Source organism: Microbispora sp. H10949 (assembly GCF_014161435.1).
Lineage (GTDB): Bacteria > Actinomycetota > Actinomycetes > Streptosporangiales > Streptosporangiaceae > Microbispora > Microbispora triticiradicis.
In genome coordinates this window covers 105,210-121,693 of record NZ_JABBWZ010000012.1, presented here as the reverse complement: position 1 = coordinate 121,693, position 16,484 = coordinate 105,210, and the positions used below count along the sequence as shown (strand labels likewise).

The window sequence follows — 16,484 nt, the reverse complement described above, 5'->3', positions numbered from 1 at the left end:
GTCACAGGGTGAGGTCTCCTGGTAACAGCTGGGACTCCGGAGTCAGGGGTGCATGCCCTCGGTCAGTGTGTTGAACCTCTCCAGCATCCCGGCGAGCAGCCGCACGTCCTCCTCCGGCCAGGCGGCGAGCAGTGTACGCAGCTGTCCCTGGCGCGCCGCCCGCGCGTCGTGGAGCCGTCTGTGCCCCTCCTCGGTGAGGGCCAGCAGGTGGGCGCGGCCGTCCTCGGGGTCGGGGCTGCGGACGATCAGCCCGAGCTCCTCCAGCACCTTGAGCTGGCGGCTGATCGTCGCCCGGCCCACCCGCAGATAGGCGGCCAGATCGCTGGAGCGCATGGGCGAGCTCTGGTCGATCCGCACGAGCAGGCCGTACGCGCCGGGGTCCAGCTCGGGATGCACCTTGCGTCCCATCCCGGCGGAGAACGCCTGGGAGCGCCGGAGCAGGATGGCGAGCTGCCGCTCGACCGCGCAGTACGCCTCGTGCGCCTCCTGAACCGTCTCGTGTCCCTCCTGGGTCTCGGCCGCGGGCGGCCGGAGAGAGGTCCCCGTCTCCGTCATGGCCTGCCTCCTCCTGACTGCCTGTGGCAGGGTCTACCCGCGCACCGCCTGGATGTCCAGCTCCACTTTCAGCGTCGCCCCGATCAGTGAGATGCCGGCCTGGACGATCTGGTTGTACGTCATCGCGAAGTCCTCCCGGCGCAGCTCGGTGACCGCGCGGAAGGCCGCCCGCAGCCCGCCCCACAGATCCGGGCCGGTGCCGAGGTACGCGAGGTCGAGATCGACCGGGCGGCTCACGCCGCTCAGCGTCAGCACGCCGTGCACCGTCCACCGGTCCGGGCCCGCCGGCGACAGCCCGGTGCTCCGGTACGTGATGACCGGATGCTCCGGGACGTCGAGGAAGTCCGCCGACCGCAGGTGATCATCGCGCATCTCGTTGCCGGTGTCGATGGACGCCGCCACGATCTCGGCGACGACCGACGACTCCTCCGGCGTCGCGCCCATGTCGATCCGGCCGGAGAACTCGGTGAACCGCCCCTGCACGCTGCTCAGGCCGAGGTGCCGGGCCGTGGCCGACACCTTGGAGTGCGCCGGGTCGATCGTCCACACCCCGGGCGGCGGAAGCTCGGTGCCGCCCTGGCGGGCGAGCACGAGTGTCCCGGCCTCCGCCGCCCCCGAGGCGGTCGCGATCGCGGTGGACGCGGCCGGCGCGTACCCGATCGCGGTCGCGACCACCGTGTAGACGCCCGGGGCCAGCGGGGCGGTGGCGACCTGCCCGTCGGCGTCCGCCTCCGCCCGCGCGACCTGGCGCCCGGCCGTGTCGGTCACGGTGACGATCGCGTGCTGGACGGCCCAGCCGTCCGGGGTCCGGACCGACGCGTGCAGTCCCCGGGGGACCGTCGTGGACATGCTCATTCCGGGTGCCCCAGCCACACGTCGTACGGTTCGTCGCCCTGCCCGTCGAGGTTCAGGGAGTTCGCGACGGGCGGGTAACCGGTCGCGACGACGGTGTAGCGGCCGCCGGTGAGGTCGGTGAAGGCGTACTCGCCGTCCTCACCGGTGGTCACCACGCTCACCACGTTGCCCGCGGCGTCGAGCAGCGTGACCCTGGCGTCCGCCAGCGGCACGCCGTCCCGGACGCGGACCGTGCCGCGCACCCGCGCGCCGGGCAGCAGCACGACGTCCTGCCGGGTCTGCCCGGTGCCGAGCACCTCGATCGGGACCGCGGCCGGGCGGTACGCCGCGCCGCTGACCGTGAGCGTGTAGGTCCCGGCCACCACGCCGGAGAAGGAGAAGCCGCCCTCGGCGTCGGTCGCGCCGGTCGTGACGACCTCGCCGCGCACGTCCGTCACCACGACCATCGCCTCGGCGACCGGCGCTCCGTCGGTGCCGCGTACGGTGCCGACGAGCCGTCCGGAGGCCGCGAGCACCATGTCGAAGTCCACCGGCTGCTCGCCGACGACCAGCGTGGCGACCTGTGGGTCCCGGTCGCCGGCCGACGCGATCAGCACATACGTCCCGCCGCCCGGAGCCGCGAGCGCGTAGCCGCCGTCGTCCCGGGTGACCGTACGGCCGAGCTGGTGACCGCGCACGTCGATCAGCGTAAGCACGGCGCGGCCCACGGGCACGCCGTCCTGGCCGGTGACGAGCCCGCGGATCTCCACACCGCCCTGACCGCTCCGGCCGCCGCCGGTGCCGTACGCCTCGGTCTCCGCGACGCTCGCGTACGGATGCTCGCGCGTGGCGGTGAGGACGGACGGCTCGGGAGCGAAGGGCTGGGTCTCGAGGTGGTGGGGGACGGCGCCGAAGCCGTTGGGCGAGGTCGTGTCGGTCCCGGTTGTCTCTACGCCGACTGTGACGGGCGTCTGCCGGTCGCGCTGGGCGTGGCGGCCGGGCGCGGAGCCGTTCCTTCCGCGGGCGGGCTCCGTGAGGGCGGGCTCGGGCTCCGCCGGAGCCTCGGCCTGGACGGTGTGCGCGCTGGTCCGCAGCGGGACCTCCTTGATGAACAGCACGGCGATCAGCGCGAGGAAGGCGACCGGTGCGGCGTAGAGGAACAGGTCGCCGATCCCGTGGCCGTACGCGCCCTCCACTGCGGTCCGGATCGGCGCGGGGAGCGTGGAGAGCTTCGGAATCGTGCCGCTCTCGCCGCCGGTGCCGTCGACGCCGATCGCGGAGAGGTTCTCCTGCAGGTAGGTCCGGACGCGGTTGACCATCACGGCGCCGAGCGCGGAGACGCCGATCGCGCCGCCGAGGGAGCGGAAGAACGCGACGACCGCGCTGCCCGCGCCCAGTTCCTCGGCGCGCACCTGGTTCTGCACGGCGAGCACGAGGTTCTGCTGGCTCATGCCGACGCCCACGCCGACGAGGAACATGAAGACGGCGACGAGCCAGTAGTCGGTGTCGTACCGCAGCGTGCCCATGAGCGCGAAGCCGGCGGTGAGGAAGAACGTGCCGGAGACGAGGAAGACCTTCCAGCGTCCGGTGCGGGTGATGATCTGCCCGGAGACGGTGGAGGAGAGCGCGAGGCCGAGGATCATCGGCAGCGTCATCAGGCCGGCCACGGTGGGGGTCTCGCCGCGGGCGAGCTGGAAGTACTGGCTGAGGAAGGTCGTGCCGCCGAACATGCCCACGCCGACCAGGACGCTGGCGATCACGGCGAGGCTGATCGTACGGACCCGGAACAGGTGCAGCGGGACGATCGGCTCCCTGGCCTTCGTCTCCACCAGCAGGAACAGCGCGGCGAGCACGAGGGCCCCGCCGACCATCGCGCCGGTCTGCCACGACAGCCAGTCGTACTTGGTGCCCGCGAAGGAGACCCAGACCAGCAGCAGCGAGACCGAGGCCGCGATCAGGACCGAGCCGCCCCAGTCGATGCGCACGTCACGCTTGACCACCGGCAGGTGCAGGGTCTTCTGCAGCACGATCAGCGAGATGATCGCGAACGGCACGCCGACGTAGAAGCACCAGCGCCAGCCGAGCCACGAGGTGTCGACGATCAGGCCGCCGATGAGCGGTCCGCCGATCGTGCCGACGGCGAACACCGCGCCGAGGTAACCCGAGTAGCGGCCCCGCTCCCGCGGCGGGATCATCGCCGCCATGATGACCTGGGCGAGGGCGGTCAGGCCGCCGACGCCGAGGCCCTGCACCACCCGCGCCGCGATCAGCATCGAGGGGTTCTGCGAAAGGCCGGCGATCGCCGAGCCGATCACGTACACGGTCAGCCCGAGCTGGATCAGCAACTTCTTGCTGAACAGGTCGGCGAGCTTGCCCCAGATCGGCGTCGAGACCGTGGTCGCGAGCAGCGTCGCCGTGATCACCCACGTGTACGTCGTCTCGTCCGCGTGCAGTTCCGCCGTGATCGTCGGGAGCGCGTTCGCCACGACGGTGGACGACAGAATCGCGACGAACATCCCCAGCATCAGACCCGAGAGCGCCTCCAGGATCTCCCGGTGCGTCATCGCGGGGGCCGCCGCGCCTGGCGGCGTCTCCCTGGTCATCGCGTTCGCCATCAAAGCCCCTCTGCGCTTGAACTTAGTTTCCCTAAGCAATCATACGCTGATCGTTGCTTGGGGCAACCAAGTGGTCATGATGGTGGGGTGTCCAGACACGACAAAGGCCCTGAACCCGCAGGTCAGGGCCTTAGCGCTGGTTTCCGGCTGTGACCGGTATCACCGGTAGTTGACGAACTGGAGGGCGATGTCGAGATCCTTGCCCTTGAGCAGGGAGATCACCTCCTGGAGCTCGTCCTTCTTCTTGGAGCTGACCCGGAGCTCCTCGCCCTGGATCTGCGCCTTCACACCCTTCGGGCCCTCGTCCCGGATCAGCTTGGAGATCTTCTTGGCGTTCTCCTGGTCGATGCCCTCCTTGAGGGCCACCACCAGGCGGTACTCCCGGCCGGACGGCTTCGGCTCACCCGCGTCCAGAATCTTGAGGGACAGGTTGCGCTTGACGATCTTCTCCTTGAAGACGTCGAGGACCGCGTTGGCCCGCTCCTCGCTGTTCGCCTTGATCTCGATGTCCTTCTGCCCCGACCAGGAGATGCTCGCGCCCGTGCCCTTGAAGTCGAAGCGGTGCCCGACCTCCTTGACCGTCTGGTTCAGGGCGTTGTCGACCTCCTGCCGGTCGATCTTGCTCACCACGTCGAAACTGCTGTCGGCCATCGGTGTCCGTGTCCTCTCTCCGTTGCCCTTCGAGATTAGTGGGCCCCGCCGGGATCAGAGGTCTTTCCTCATCACGACGCGGGGCGCCACCTCTATGCCGAGCGCCCGTTCGTGCTCGACCAGCGCGCTGAGTCCCGGCCCCCACTCAGAGGGCTGGATGACGCGGAAGCCGCGTCGCGCGTACCAGGGCGCGTTCCACGGCACGTCCCGGAACGTCGTCAGCGTCACCGCCGCAACGGTCGCCCGTACGGCCGGTGTGTGCGTGGCGATAGTCGTCGGGTCGACAGTTGTTCGCGCGGCGGTGGTCGTTCGCGCGGCGAGACCGGCTTGCATGGCGGTAATCGCGCAGACGGCCTCCAGAAGCCGGGTCCCGATCCCCTGATTGGCATGGCCGGGATGCACGGCGATCTGCTCAAGGTGCGTCAGGCCGTCGACCACCCCGAGCAGGGCGAACCCCACCGGCGGCCGGCTGGCCACGATGACACGCGCAGGATCGTCGCACTCCTCGACGACCGTGGTGCCCGGCGGGAAGACGATGCCGAGCGGCGCGAACACCCCGTCCGCCGCTCGCTCGATCTCGGGAAGGGCCGCGAGGTCCGCCGGCTCGGCCTGTCTGATCACTGTCCCACTATGACCGCCGGGCTGCCGCGCCCGCTCCTGGGTTTCCGGACCCGCCGCTGTCCAGGACCGACCCGGACGGAACCCATGTCACGTGCACCCGGGAAGTCCGCTATTCTTCTACCTGTCGCCGCGGCGAGCGGAAGACACGGCAGGTTGCCCGAGTGGCCAAAGGGAGCGGTCTGTAAAACCGTCGGCTCAGCCTACGCAAGTTCGAACCTTGCACCTGCCACACCAGCCAAAACGGCCCCTGACCAGCAGAGATGCGATCAGGGGTCGTTCTGGCATGTCCGGCTGCGTCCGGCCGTCACCGGCCCTCTACGGGTGACCGTGCCCAATGCGTGCCCAGGGATGGAGGGCCGCGCGGTTGAGATGCCCCGCCGGACCGCCTAGTCCTTGTCGAGGCACTACGCGTTAGCGCAGTGAGCGCGTCCAAGCTTGTGTTGTCTCTGAGCCGGGTCGGACGTCAAGGCGTCAGACGTGCCCTGGATTGGCCTGGACGTGTCGATTCAATGGATGGATACTGTAGATACCACTGTGCTTCTTGGCCCTCAAATCGGAGGGGCGCATGTCGGACGTTTGGGCGGCATTGAGCGCAATAAGTGCAGCGCTAGGAGTGCTTCTTGTTATTGTTGCATCCGTCTACGCCCATATACAGGTCAAGGAAGCGCGGCGCTCGCGCCACATCACCTTGTTGCTGGCATTTCAGGAGAACTATCACTCCATTTCGGCGAGGGATTTCCGGCGGTGGCTGCTGGCTGGAGAATTCGGTATGCCGGAGGAGTTCGATGCAGACAAGCTCGACAGGGAGAACTTCCATAGATTCTGGCAGCTGCTTGATCAATTAGAGGTCCTTGGTGTGCTAGTGAAGCAGAACCTGATCGACTTCGAATTGGTCGTAGCCAGCTTCCATCGATCTCCGCCTATGGTGTGGGAAGCGATTGGCCCCTACGTGCAAAAGAGGCGACGAGAGGCATCGCCGCTCGAAAGTGTGAACTTAGAGCATCTGGTGCATAGGTATAGATCTTCAGATTACCTTCCTCGCGAGTTTTGGGATCGTATCGCTGAGGTTTAGTTCGTGGTGGCGACCGTACTGTTGTCGACTGATTTCAGTGATCAGCTGTTCGGGTAGCTTTCCAGATTCTATGCATAGCCTCATCTTGCTGTTCGTGAACGCATTTCGCGTAGACGCGTAAAAGGACGTCGACGCTGTGCCCTGCCCACTCGGCCACCTGAGGGGCATTAAGCCACGTCGAGACAGCTGCGTGCCGCAGTGAGTAGGGTACGTCCATGAGCGGCGAGGCGGCTTCCTCGGGTGTGAACGCCTGCTCTCGGGCTTCGTGGAAGACCTTGAGGTAAGCCCGATCGGTCATCAGTCCGCCACGGGGGCCAATGAACACGCGTCCCTCGGGGTCGGTGCTGAATTCCTTTAGGTGCGCCCGCAGGAGGGTCACCAGCTCGGGGTGAATCGGTACCTTGCGCGTCTCGCCGTCCGCGCGGTGCTTGAGCGCGCGGCGCTCTCTCGTCTGGCCGTTGTTGGTCCAACGGCTTCCGGCACGAGGTTCGGCGTTGGTAAGCCGCATCTCTCCCCATCCGCTGTCGGGCAACAGGGGGTACACACGGTCACTCGCGGACTGCTTCTCGCCCAGGTCGGGGCCGTTTCCCCTGCTGATCAGGCCGATTTGCAAGCAGGAATTCAACGGCAGTCTCGGGAGCCACCTTGGGAGCCACCCGGACGGACGATCACGAACCGCCTCGGACGGATCTGAACAGGTGCAGTACCGGGGAGCAGCACAGCGAACGGATCTGGACGACTGCGGATGTCGTTTGGACCTACTGATTACAAGGTTCATGCAGGGATCAGCAGCCACCGGGCGAAACAGCTCTCTCCGTCTAGCTGGGTGTACCAGCGCACCTTGAACGCGAACGTTGTGTACGTCGTCGTTATCACCAGGCCTGGATCGGCCGCATGCGATGGTCGTCCGTGTACCGGCGGCACCGGTCCTGGTCGGGCAGGCACCAGGGGTTGCGAATGTGATCCGGTGCCGTCGCACGCGGCGCTGAACAAGGCGATCTCGCCGCTGTGCACGATGAGCGGGGCGCCGTCTTCATCGTCGGTGTCCGGGTAGCGGAGGGCCTCAGTCAGCACACACGGGTAGTCGGGACCGGAAGCCTGCACGACGGCGATGCTGCCGTCTTCCGCTTGAAAGACCTCCATCCAGCTGTCATCGCGGACGACTCCGTCCGCGCCGACGATGACTGCCCAGCCGGCTCCGACCGGGATGCTGGTGTCCTCTGGGCGAAGATCCACAATGTCGTCGTATTGGTCGTCGCTGAACCCACGCCACGCGCCGCGCAATGAAGCGTCGACAGCGAGAAACGGATCGCCGTTCGTCCAGAGTCGGCCAGCATGCACCCACGGCCCTCGCATAGGTCCATTGTGGATGAAAGCTCGGCGAAAGCCGTACGAAGATGGCGCGGAGGGGCCGAAGGCTCGTGCAATATGCGTTCAATGATCATGCTGGCCGTGGCGGCCGAACAAGATGGCACCGCAGGTCAGGGGCATTGCACGGACAGGAACGGTCACGCGCTGTAAAACCGTCGGCTCAGCCTACGCAAGTTCGAACCTTGCACCTGCCACACTAGGCAAAAGAGGCCCGTCACCAGCGCGAACACGGTGACGGGCCTCTTGCTGTGTGTCCGGCTGTCCCCGGCTGGCAACGGCGTTCTACGGCTCGTCGCGGCCAATACGCGGCTAAGTGTTCAGCGCTTCGTGACTTGCAGGATCCGGCGCATGGCCTCGCCTTGCTGCCCGAGCGAGTGGTATCGCAAGCTGGGCGATCTCGGTCGCGCCCGTGAGCACCTCCAGCAGGCCCGAGCCGGGATCGGTGCGCTTGGCGACGACGAGTGTGGGCAGCTCATCAAGGGTGGCCTGGAGCGGCTGGCCGAGCAGTTGGGTGAGATTGTCTGACTGCGACCGCGGCGAATCGCCGTACTAGCTGTCGATCTTCGTTATAGGTGCTTCAAGCGGGGTAAAGTCAGCCGTCTTACACCCACGGGCCCAGCTTCTCCGGATTGCGGACCGCCCAGATCCGGGTGACGCGGCCGTCGGCGACATCGAACGAGGCTACGGTCGTGACGACGCCGGCATGCTGGGCCACCAGGCCCGGCACACCGTTGACCGACCGCTCCAGGAGTTCGAGCCCCGGAGCCTTGTCGGCGATGGCGACCATGTATTGGGCGATGCGCGCGCCGCCTTCGATCGGGTGCAGGACCGTACCGACCATGCCGCCGCCGTCCGCGATCATCCTGGCGGCCGGGTCGAGGAGGTCGACGAGGGCCGCGATGTTCTTCGTCTCCCATGCCTGTTTGACGTGCCGCACCGTGTCGGCCTGCCCGGCCGCCGTCACCGGCGCGTGCGCGACGCCCACCCGTCGCCGGGCGGAGGCCGCCAGCTGCTTGCAGGCCGCAGAGGTCCGGCCGAGGACGCCGGCGATCTCGGTGAAGGGGTAACGGAAGACGTCGTGCAGGACGAACGCCACCCGCTCGGCGGGCGTCATCGACTCCAGGACGACGAGGAAGGCCATGGCCACCGATTCGTCCAGGACCATCTGGTCGGCGGGGTCGGTGCCGTGGCCGTGGTCCCACTCCGCGCGGTCGGGCAGCGGCTCGGGCAGCCATGCGCCGACATAGCGTTCACGCCGGGCCCGCGCCGAGCCGAGCACGTCCAGGCAGATGCGGCCGGTCACCGTCGTGAGCCAGGCGCCAGGGGACACGATCTCCTCCCGCCGACTTCGCGGCAGCGCGTACCAGCGTGCGTAGGCCTCCTGTACGGCGTCCTCGGCCTCGGCCAGTGAACCGAGCAACCGGTAGGCGACATTGATCAGTTGACGCCGCTCACCGGCTATCTCATCGGTGCTCGTCCCAGCCATCCCCATGCTCCCGACCGCTCCTCGCCTTACCTTTCGCGGGCCCGCGTCGTCGGGCTGGTGAGACCGTATCGATCTACTGCCCCAGGGGCGGAACAGGGGACCGTGACATGGCCACTCAGGCGACGGCACACAACAGCTTCTCGTTTCTGCGAATCGCGATCACCGTGCAGACCCTGACCATCTTCCTTCAGGCGGTCTCGGCCGGGCTGCTGCTGACCTCGTCCTATGGAGAGACGCTGCACAGTGTCGGAGCCCGCGTGATGTACGGGGCGTCGCTGCTGTACGTGCTCGCTGCGGTGCTGGCGTGGAGGATGGGCGGCGGCTCGCCCCGGCCCGTCTGGCACGCATCCGGTTTCCTCGTCCTCGCCTCCGTTCAGGTCGCGCTCGGCATCGCGCACGTACCGTCGGTCCATCTCCCCCTTGGCGTCCTCATGTTCGGGTTGAGCGTGCTGGCGCTGGTGCGGCGCTGAGGTCCGATACGGAGCACAACGGGATCACTGAGGTCCTGCTCGACCTGCTCGCGCTGGCGCGCACTGCCGAGTCAGCCGGTCAGTCGAGCCGGATGTGCTTGATCCCTGTCCAGGCCCGGCGGAGGCGCCCTCGTAGTGCGTTGTCCGTGTTCGGGGTCAGGGTCAGTCCGGCCGAGGCGGCGATGTGGTCGGCGACCTGCGGGATCGTGAGGCGGTCGGTCCATACATGCTCGGCGAACTCCTCCTCGCGCAGGCGCTCTAGGCAGAGGTCGAGTTTCGCTACGGCGAAGCTCTCCCGGCGCAAAGGGGCGTCCTTTCCTCTGACGAACTGCACAACATGCCCGAAAGCGCGCTCACGTAGCCGTCGCAGTACCGTTTCGCGTTCGGCCAGTAGCGCGAAGTGCCGGACGTCATGGCCGCGCTCTCTGAGCCGGCCGATGGTCTCTTGGAAGTAGGTTGGCTCCACGATCGTCATCGGTGCGATCACCGTGCCGTCGTGCTTGGCGAGGGCCAGGTCCAGCACCTCGTACACGCCCTGCCGCCAGGCGGGAAGGTCTTGGAAATCTCCCCGCAGAAGCGGGGGCATCATCCGACGTAGGCCGAAGCCGACGTGTTCGGGGTCGCAGATGACGCTGCCGGGTAGCCTCCGCTGGGTCTCGTGCGCGGTCTGCGTCTTGCCGCCGCCGAAGGGGCCATTGATCCATAGGAGCACGAACAGACCCTACGGAAACTCAGGCCCGGCGTCGTCTTCCCGCGGCGCAGCCCTGTGTGGTGATTCGGACGGGGGGACGGCGGTCGGTCGCCTGGGGAGAGGCGACCTGGGCGGGGGTGGGCCGCCGAGAAGGCTGTACGTCGTCCCGGCCGGTGCGCCGTTCTAAGGAACCTTTAAAGGTGGCTGAAAGCACACCAGAGGCCGCGATGTTTGTGTCGTCTCCACGGCGCCGGTTCTCGTCCGGCGCTCCGTGGACGAAAGGCATCACGATGATGAAACGCACACGGCTGGTCCTGGCCACGGCAACGCTCGCCACGCTGGCCGCGACCGGTACGGCCGCGGCGGCCGATCCTGCCCCGGCATCCGGCGCCGCGAGATCCGAAACCGCGACGGTCAAGGTAGAAGGGAAATCCAGGGCGGGCGCGAAGGCCGATCTGGCCGCGATCGCGGCAAAGCTGGGGGTGACGGCTGAGCGGCTCGACGCCGCTTTGGTCGCGGCCAAGATGTCGCTGGCCAAGTCGGACGGTGTTAGGCCGGAGGCGTTCGTCGAGGCGGTCGCGGCCGATCTGGGGCTGCCGGTCGCGCGGGTCCAGGAGGCTCTGCGGCCGATCGTCGCCGAGCCCGCGCCGGGTGACGACCACCGGGGCAAGCTGGACGGTATGGACAAGAAGGCCCCGGACGGCCGGCAGGACTCGTCAGGCAAGCCCGGAGCGGGTGTGGAGGCCGATCTGGGCGCGATCGCGGCGAAGCTGGGCGTGACGGCTGAGCGGCTCGACGCCGCGCTGGTCGCGGCCAAGATGTCGCTGGCCAAGTCGGCCGATGTCACGCCGGACGCCTTCGTCGAGGCGGTCGCGGCGAAGCTGGGGCTGCCGGTCTCTCAGGTCCAGGACGCTTTGCGGCCGTTGATCGCCGAGCCCGCCCCGGGCGACGACCACCGGGACAAGCTGGACGGCATGGACAAGAAGGCCCCGGACGGCCGGCAGGACTCGCCGTTCACCACCGACGCCGCGGCGGCGTCTCTGGCCGCGGCGCTCGGTGTCGACCAGGCCAAGGCCAAGGCCGCTCTGGCCACTCTGGTGACGTTGGGCAGAGTCGATGTCACGTCCAAGACCTTCGGTGACATCGCCGCCTCGCTCGGGGTCGGCTCCGACCGGCTCGATGCCGCGTTGAGCGATCTGAAGCGGTCACTGAGCAAGGGCTGACGGCCACCGCGTCTGACACGGCTTCAGGATCGACGGCGAGGATGGGCGACCATGCGGATACTTGTGGTGGACGACGACCCGGCCGTGCGGCGGTCTTTGGAGCACGCGTTGCGCCGGGACGGCTACGACGTGTCGTCCGCCGCTGACGGGGCGTCCGCACTCGCCGAGCACGGCGTGTTCCGCCCGGACGCGGTGGTTCTCGACGTCCTCATGCCCGAACCGAACGGGCTGGAGGTGTGCCGGATGCTGCGTTCGGGCGGGCACGACACGCCGATCCTGATGCTCACGGCCCGGGACCTGGTCACCGACCGGGTCGCCGGGCTCGACGCCGGTGCCGACGATTACCTGGCCAAGCCGTTCGCCTTGGAGGAGCTGCGGGCCCGGCTCAGAGCCCTGCTCCGGCGCAGCGGCGCCAGGGCCGAGGTGCTGCGTTTCGCCGACGTCGAGCTGGACGTGAGCGGCTGCAGGGCCGAGCGCGCCGGTCGGCGCCTGGACCTGACCAAGACGGAGCTGTCCCTGCTGGAGCTGTTCCTGCGCAATCCCGGCCGGGTGCTGAGCCGGACCCAGATCTTCGAGTCCGTCTGGGGTTACGACTTCGGCCCGGAGTCGAACGCACTGTGGGTCTACGTCAGCTACCTGCGAAGCAAACTCGAATCGGACGGCGGCAGCAGATTGATCCAGACGGTGCGCGGCCTTGGGTATGTCCTGCGTGAGGAGCCGTGAACCTGCGCACCCGGCTGGCCATCGCCGGCGGTTCCGTGGTCGCGGGCGCCCTGGTGCTCGTGTCGGTGGTCCTGTATCCGGCGGTGAACGCCAACCTCCGCGGCCAGATCGACAACACGCTGGTCGTGGCCGCCGGCCAGGCGCCGAACGTGGCCGCGGCGATCAAGGCCAAGTTCAGGGACGTCAACGGGGAGCCGGGCTTCCCGACTGTTCCGCTGGGGATCGGGAGCACCCAGCTGCAGATCGTGCCGGAGCCTGTCCGGATCGGGCCGTCGACGGAGTTCGTCGACATCACCGCTCGCGACGTCGCCGTCGCGGACGGCATCGAGGGCGCCTACTTCCGTGACGCGGTCTACAACGGCGTCGTCTACCGCGTCTACACCGCCCAGTTGCCCGACTCACCGGGGACGCTCGTGCGCACGGCCATCCCGGAGTCCGATCCCGCACCCACGCTACGCGAGCTCGCCTGGCTGCTCGCCGGCTCGACGGTGGCCGCCGGACTTCTCGCGGCGCTGGCCTCACGCCTGGCGGCACGCCGCGTCCTCCGCCCGGTGCACCAGCTCACCGAGACGGTCGAACTGATCCGTACGACCGGCGACCTGTCCATAGCGATTCCCGCGGACAGCCGGGATGAGATCGGCCGGCTCGGCGCCGCGTTCGCGGCGATGACCGCCGCCCTGGACGAGTCGGTCGGCGCCCAGCGCCGTCTGGTGGCCGACGCCTCGCACGAACTACGCACACCGCTGACGAGCCTGACGGTGAACCTTGAACTGCTGGCGGAGAACCCGGCCGACGCGCAGGCCCCGCTCCTCGCCGCCGAAGCGCTCGGCCAGGCCGGCGAACTCACGACGCTGGTCAACGACCTGGTCGACCTGGCCCGCTACGGCCAGGCGCCGTACCACACCGAAGACGTCCGCCTCGACCTCGTCGCCGAGCGCGTCGCGGCCCGCGCGGCGCGCCGGGCGCCACAGATCGAATTCGAGCTGGCCTGCGCGCCCACTCTCGTCCACGGAGACCCCGACGCCCTGGAACGCGCCGTCGCGAACCTCGTCGACAACGCCGTGAAATGGAGCCCGTCCGACGGCCGGGTCAGGATCAGCGTCACGGCGGGCACCCTCGAGGTCGCGGACGCCGGCCCAGGGATCCCCGACAGCGACCTCGAATTCGTCTTCGACCGTTTCTACCGATCGCCCGCGGCCCGCGCGCATCCTGGCTCCGGACTGGGCCTGGCCATCGTCCGGCAGGTCGCCGAGGCTCACGGCGGGACGGCCGAAGCCGTGCCGTGTCGAAGCGGCGCCTTACTGCGGCTGGTGCTGCCGACGTGTGTCGAACACAGGGAGCCCTAGCTACATCGCCTCACGCGTGGTCGAGCTCCGTTCGACAGGCGAGTACGAAAGCCTTCCGTGCTTCCTGCGTCTTGTGCAGAGCGTCAAAAGCTCGGTCTTCGTCCAGCTCTCCGCGCCCGTTCAGGACAGGTTCGAGGATCACATCGAGCTGAGCATGCGCCGCGTACAGCTCCTTACCCTTGAGCGCCGGCTCGAGTCGGCCATCCAGCTCGAGTACGGCGTAGACGCGCCTGAGCTCGGCGACCTGGGCAACGGCGAGCTGGAGACTCCCGGCTTCTGCCTCTGTCGGGTCTCGTGTCACCCATGCCCCAAGTCCGATGTCGGTGAGCACTCGACTCATTCGCTGAGTCATGACATCTGAAGCCGACAAGAAACTGGCGTAGGTCGCACGTCGGAGACCGTCAAGGGCTGCCTCGTGCTGGCGCCTGAACTGCACTCTTTCCCGGACCGCAGTTCCATACAAGGTCAGTCCGACGCCCGCGAGTGCCGACCCTGGAGCTATGAGCATGTCCCATGAAAAGGCCATGCCGATGTGACGTCGCCTGCGCCGTTCGGGTTCACACCGCACACCGGGCGGCCGGCCGCCCGAACCCCCTAAAGCCTGAGTTCGCTGGGACTCGCCGGTCGCGTGACCTGGCGGGCCGTCTCGCGGTGGTAGGCGACGTGCGTGACGCTGATCGTGTGTTGCGGTGCGAGGCGCAGATCGCCTGTGATCTGGCCGATCATCTCGTCGAAGACCTGCAGATCGTCGGTGAGGGTGAGGGCGCCGCGGTCGAAGAGAACGTGATCGTTCGGGCAGAGGCAGAGGATGTTGCCCGGCTCGTCGGGGCCGTTGTGCGGCTGGCCGATCGGGCGGATGTGGGCGCCCTCGGCGTACGAGCCGTTGGGCAGGCACAGTCGTACGCCGCAGATCTGGCAGTGGTGTCCGTGTAAGTCCTTGATCTGCTGGGCCAGGGCAGAATCGCGGATCATCCGCATTGTGGTGGACTGCCGTCGTCGCGGGGCCGGAGATCCTTGGTGCAGGGGCACCTCGGCGTCAGAGGTGCCCGACAGGCCTACCGCGATGAGCAGCTCGTCGTGGTCGGCGCCCTGGAAGTACTTCTCCAGAAGGCGCAGCACGATCTGCGCGCGCACGTCCGGGTGCCGGCTCACGATGGTGTGGACCCACGGGCGTAAGCCTCCGGTAGGCGCATGGCTGTTCATCCATCGCTGAGCACTGCTCGTGCTCGCCCTGGGAGGGATATCGGACGCGTCCAGATCCCACAGCTCGTCGTGGTACAGCCGCAGGACCGGGAACTCGGGATTCGGTTGGTCGTCGGCATGGCCGAACTTCTCGATGAGTGAGGAGATCTCGGCACTTGTCCGTGCCCAGGCCTCCAGGCGCGGCTCTGCCTGCGCGGCTCGTCCGAGCGCCCATAGCAGTGTCAGCGGCTGGTGTCTGCGGGGCCTGCCGACCGATCTCGACGTGTCCGTACGGAGGGAGCCGATCTTCAGGACCAGGCTCTCGATCGTGTGCTCGCCCAGCGACAGCCCGGGGGCGTCGACCTCGAAGCCGAGCCGGACGAGCTGGCGGGCCACGCTTTCCCTGCCCCCGGAGAACTCGTCAGGCCGAAGTGGTCGCCCGTCGACGCCCCGGTGGGCGACTCCCGCGATGGCCTTCGAGTCGTAGCGTCGATCCCCGTGGACGAGGAAATATCCGCGTGCCCGCCCGTATCCGTACGTGTCCAGGAAACCGTCCCGGCCCATGGCGTCGCACTCTGCGATAGCAGCGAGAATCATTTCACGACGAAGATCAGATAGTCCCACGTCGAGATCTTATGGGGCGATTTATCGCGACCGGCTTCCTCTGGCAGCGAGGGTGATCACACCGCGGAGAGTTCCCCGCTGGGGGCATTTGCTCGACTGTGGCGCGCTATCGGCTCATACTTCCCTCGGTTCCTTCTCCTGAAGAGGTGGTCGATGTACGGGCTCGGACTGGCGGAACTGGTACTGGTCGTGTTCGAGGTGGCCGTACTTTTCGCCGTCGTCTACTTCGCGGTCCGGCTCGCGCTGCGGCACGACCGGAAGAAGAACGGCGGTCGGTGAGCCGCCGGCGACGGGTTGGGCACCCGAGGGCCCCCGCGTCGAACCCCGGGTCGGTGCAGCCGGGTCACCGCCCACAATCGCATCTGATGCTTCGACGCTGTAGGCGGTGACCTGGGCCGCGCCGCCGCTACGGCACCTGTCGCAGGACGTAGCTGCCGCCGGTGACGGCGTGGGTGAGGCCGTCCTTGGGGCAGCGGCCGGAGCCGCCGGGGGTGTTGCCGTCGAAGAACATGCCGGCGCACTTGTAGCACCAGCGCCACTGCTCCTGGCCGCCGGGGGAGTCGCGGTTGCCGACGTCCTCGATCAGGTAGTACGACGAGATGGTCGGGTAGGGGCCGATCGGCGTGTGGCCCGTGGCGCCCCGGTTGGGGCAGTACCCGAGAGTGGGGTTGCCGCCGTACCAGAGGCCCTGGCAGGCGCCGCACCAGCGCCAGTTGCCTTGGCCCCGGCCGCCGTCCTCGACGGTCTTCAGGATGTAGTTTCCGCTGCCGTTGCTGTGATGACCGCCGTCGAAGACGTTCCCCGCGGGGCACGTGCCCCGTGTCCCGTTCAGCGAGTACCAAAGGCCGCTGCAGCGTTCGCACCAGCGCCACCCCGCCTGGGCGGCCAGCGCCGGGGCCGACGTCGCGACGGCGAGCGCGGCGCTCGCGCCGAGGAGAAGCGGCGCGCTCGCCGCCATGCGCAGCACCGCCCTGCGGGACGGCTGTCCGGTCGTGCCTGTCATGAGCGTCCTCCATTCCG

At 68.2% G+C, this 16,484-nt stretch carries 19 protein-coding genes and 1 tRNA gene; 8 read left to right on the top strand and 12 right to left on the bottom strand.

All coding sequences use genetic code 11. From position 1 onward, the window contains the following. Positions 1-42: 42 nt before the first annotated feature. The 5 genes from HHX40_RS28755 to HHX40_RS28735 form a co-directional block, all read right to left on the bottom strand. A complete protein-coding gene (locus tag HHX40_RS28755) occupies positions 43-555 on the bottom strand; it encodes a MarR family winged helix-turn-helix transcriptional regulator (RefSeq protein ID WP_182883081.1) in 513 nt (170 codons plus the stop codon). Between the two features lie 33 nt (positions 556-588). Continuing rightward, entirely contained in the window at positions 589-1,404 is an 816-nt protein-coding gene (locus tag HHX40_RS28750; protein WP_182872773.1) for a YceI family protein, read from the bottom strand. A 2-nt stretch (positions 1,405-1,406) separates the two neighbouring features. Then, the gene (locus tag HHX40_RS28745) at positions 1,407-4,004 is read right to left on the bottom strand and encodes an MFS transporter (RefSeq protein ID WP_220499694.1); all 2,598 of its coding nucleotides are present in this window, start codon (positions 4,002-4,004) and stop codon (positions 1,407-1,409) included. Positions 4,005-4,163: 159 nt separating this feature from the next. Then, positions 4,164-4,655, bottom strand: a complete 492-nt coding sequence (locus tag HHX40_RS28740) for a YajQ family cyclic di-GMP-binding protein (protein WP_111697993.1) — start codon at positions 4,653-4,655, stop codon at positions 4,164-4,166. Positions 4,656-4,709: 54 nt separating this feature from the next. Then, on the bottom strand, positions 4,710-5,276 hold the full coding sequence (locus tag HHX40_RS28735) for a GNAT family N-acetyltransferase (protein ID WP_182883080.1): 567 nt from the start codon (positions 5,274-5,276) through the stop codon (positions 4,710-4,712). A gap of 147 nt (positions 5,277-5,423) precedes the next feature. On the opposite strand from HHX40_RS28735, the gene HHX40_RS28730 reads away from it, so the two are divergent. Both HHX40_RS28730 and HHX40_RS28725 read left to right on the top strand, forming a co-directional pair. Continuing rightward, positions 5,424-5,505 (top strand) — tRNA-Tyr (locus HHX40_RS28730). A gap of 336 nt (positions 5,506-5,841) precedes the next feature. Beyond that, positions 5,842-6,348 carry a hypothetical protein gene (locus HHX40_RS28725; protein WP_182883079.1) on the top strand — a complete coding sequence of 169 codons (507 nt, stop codon included), beginning with the start codon at positions 5,842-5,844 and terminating at the stop codon, positions 6,346-6,348. Positions 6,349-6,382: 34 nt separating this feature from the next. Here the strand turns inward: HHX40_RS28725 and HHX40_RS28720 are convergent, their stop codons facing one another. Continuing rightward, positions 6,383-6,961, bottom strand: a complete 579-nt coding sequence (locus HHX40_RS28720; RefSeq protein WP_182883078.1) for an integrase — start codon at positions 6,959-6,961, stop codon at positions 6,383-6,385. 161 nt (positions 6,962-7,122) lie between these two features. Next, positions 7,123-7,704 (bottom strand): hypothetical protein, encoded by a 582-nt coding sequence (locus HHX40_RS28715; RefSeq protein ID WP_182883077.1) that lies wholly within the window; start codon positions 7,702-7,704, stop codon positions 7,123-7,125. Positions 7,705-8,067: 363 nt separating this feature from the next. Here HHX40_RS28715 and HHX40_RS28710 point away from each other — a divergent pair, with 363 nt between their 5' ends. Beyond that, positions 8,068-8,244 carry a hypothetical protein gene (locus HHX40_RS28710; RefSeq protein ID WP_182883216.1) on the top strand — a complete coding sequence of 59 codons (177 nt, stop codon included), beginning with the start codon at positions 8,068-8,070 and terminating at the stop codon, positions 8,242-8,244. Positions 8,245-8,320: 76 nt separating this feature from the next. On the opposite strand, the gene sigJ is transcribed toward HHX40_RS28710, so the two are convergent. Further along, complete coding sequence (sigJ, locus tag HHX40_RS28705) at positions 8,321-9,205, bottom strand: RNA polymerase sigma factor SigJ (RefSeq protein WP_259404008.1); 885 nt, start codon at positions 9,203-9,205, stop codon at positions 8,321-8,323. 107 nt (positions 9,206-9,312) lie between these two features. Between sigJ and HHX40_RS28700 the strand changes: the two genes are divergently transcribed. Beyond that, positions 9,313-9,675, top strand: a complete 363-nt coding sequence (locus tag HHX40_RS28700) for a hypothetical protein (RefSeq protein ID WP_182883075.1) — start codon at positions 9,313-9,315, stop codon at positions 9,673-9,675. Positions 9,676-9,754: 79 nt separating this feature from the next. Here HHX40_RS28700 and HHX40_RS28695 read toward each other — a convergent pair whose 3' ends face one another. Then, on the bottom strand, positions 9,755-10,387 hold the full coding sequence (locus tag HHX40_RS28695) for an AAA family ATPase (protein ID WP_182883074.1): 633 nt from the start codon (positions 10,385-10,387) through the stop codon (positions 9,755-9,757). A 179-nt stretch (positions 10,388-10,566) separates the two neighbouring features. Between HHX40_RS28695 and HHX40_RS28690 the strand changes: the two genes are divergently transcribed. Genes HHX40_RS28690 through HHX40_RS28680 form a run of 3 tightly spaced genes read left to right on the top strand, consistent with a single transcriptional unit; the run spans position 10,567 to position 13,658 of the window. Continuing rightward, the gene (locus tag HHX40_RS28690; RefSeq protein WP_182883073.1) at positions 10,567-11,589 is read left to right on the top strand and encodes a hypothetical protein; all 1,023 of its coding nucleotides are present in this window, start codon (positions 10,567-10,569) and stop codon (positions 11,587-11,589) included. 51 nt (positions 11,590-11,640) lie between these two features. After that, positions 11,641-12,312 (top strand): response regulator transcription factor, encoded by a 672-nt coding sequence (locus HHX40_RS28685; RefSeq protein ID WP_182878003.1) that lies wholly within the window; start codon positions 11,641-11,643, stop codon positions 12,310-12,312. Further along, positions 12,309-13,658, top strand: coding sequence for a sensor histidine kinase (locus tag HHX40_RS28680; RefSeq protein ID WP_182883072.1), 1,350 nt, complete (start codon positions 12,309-12,311; stop codon positions 13,656-13,658). The genes HHX40_RS28685 and HHX40_RS28680 overlap by 4 nt, the downstream gene beginning before the upstream one ends. 10 nt (positions 13,659-13,668) lie before the next feature. Here HHX40_RS28680 and HHX40_RS28675 read toward each other — a convergent pair whose 3' ends face one another. Beyond that, positions 13,669-13,989, bottom strand: coding sequence for a hypothetical protein (locus tag HHX40_RS28675; RefSeq protein WP_182883071.1), 321 nt, complete (start codon positions 13,987-13,989; stop codon positions 13,669-13,671). A 263-nt stretch (positions 13,990-14,252) separates the two neighbouring features. Next, positions 14,253-15,437, bottom strand: coding sequence for an HNH endonuclease (locus HHX40_RS28670; RefSeq protein ID WP_182883070.1), 1,185 nt, complete (start codon positions 15,435-15,437; stop codon positions 14,253-14,255). 180 nt (positions 15,438-15,617) lie between these two features. Between HHX40_RS28670 and HHX40_RS37240 the strand changes: the two genes are divergently transcribed. Further along, positions 15,618-15,743 (top strand): hypothetical protein, encoded by a 126-nt coding sequence (locus HHX40_RS37240; protein WP_259404007.1) that lies wholly within the window; start codon positions 15,618-15,620, stop codon positions 15,741-15,743. Positions 15,744-15,870: 127 nt separating this feature from the next. Here the strand turns inward: HHX40_RS37240 and HHX40_RS28665 are convergent, their stop codons facing one another. Continuing rightward, positions 15,871-16,467, bottom strand: coding sequence for a hypothetical protein (locus tag HHX40_RS28665; RefSeq protein ID WP_182883069.1), 597 nt, complete (start codon positions 16,465-16,467; stop codon positions 15,871-15,873). Positions 16,468-16,484 lie beyond the last annotated feature (17 nt).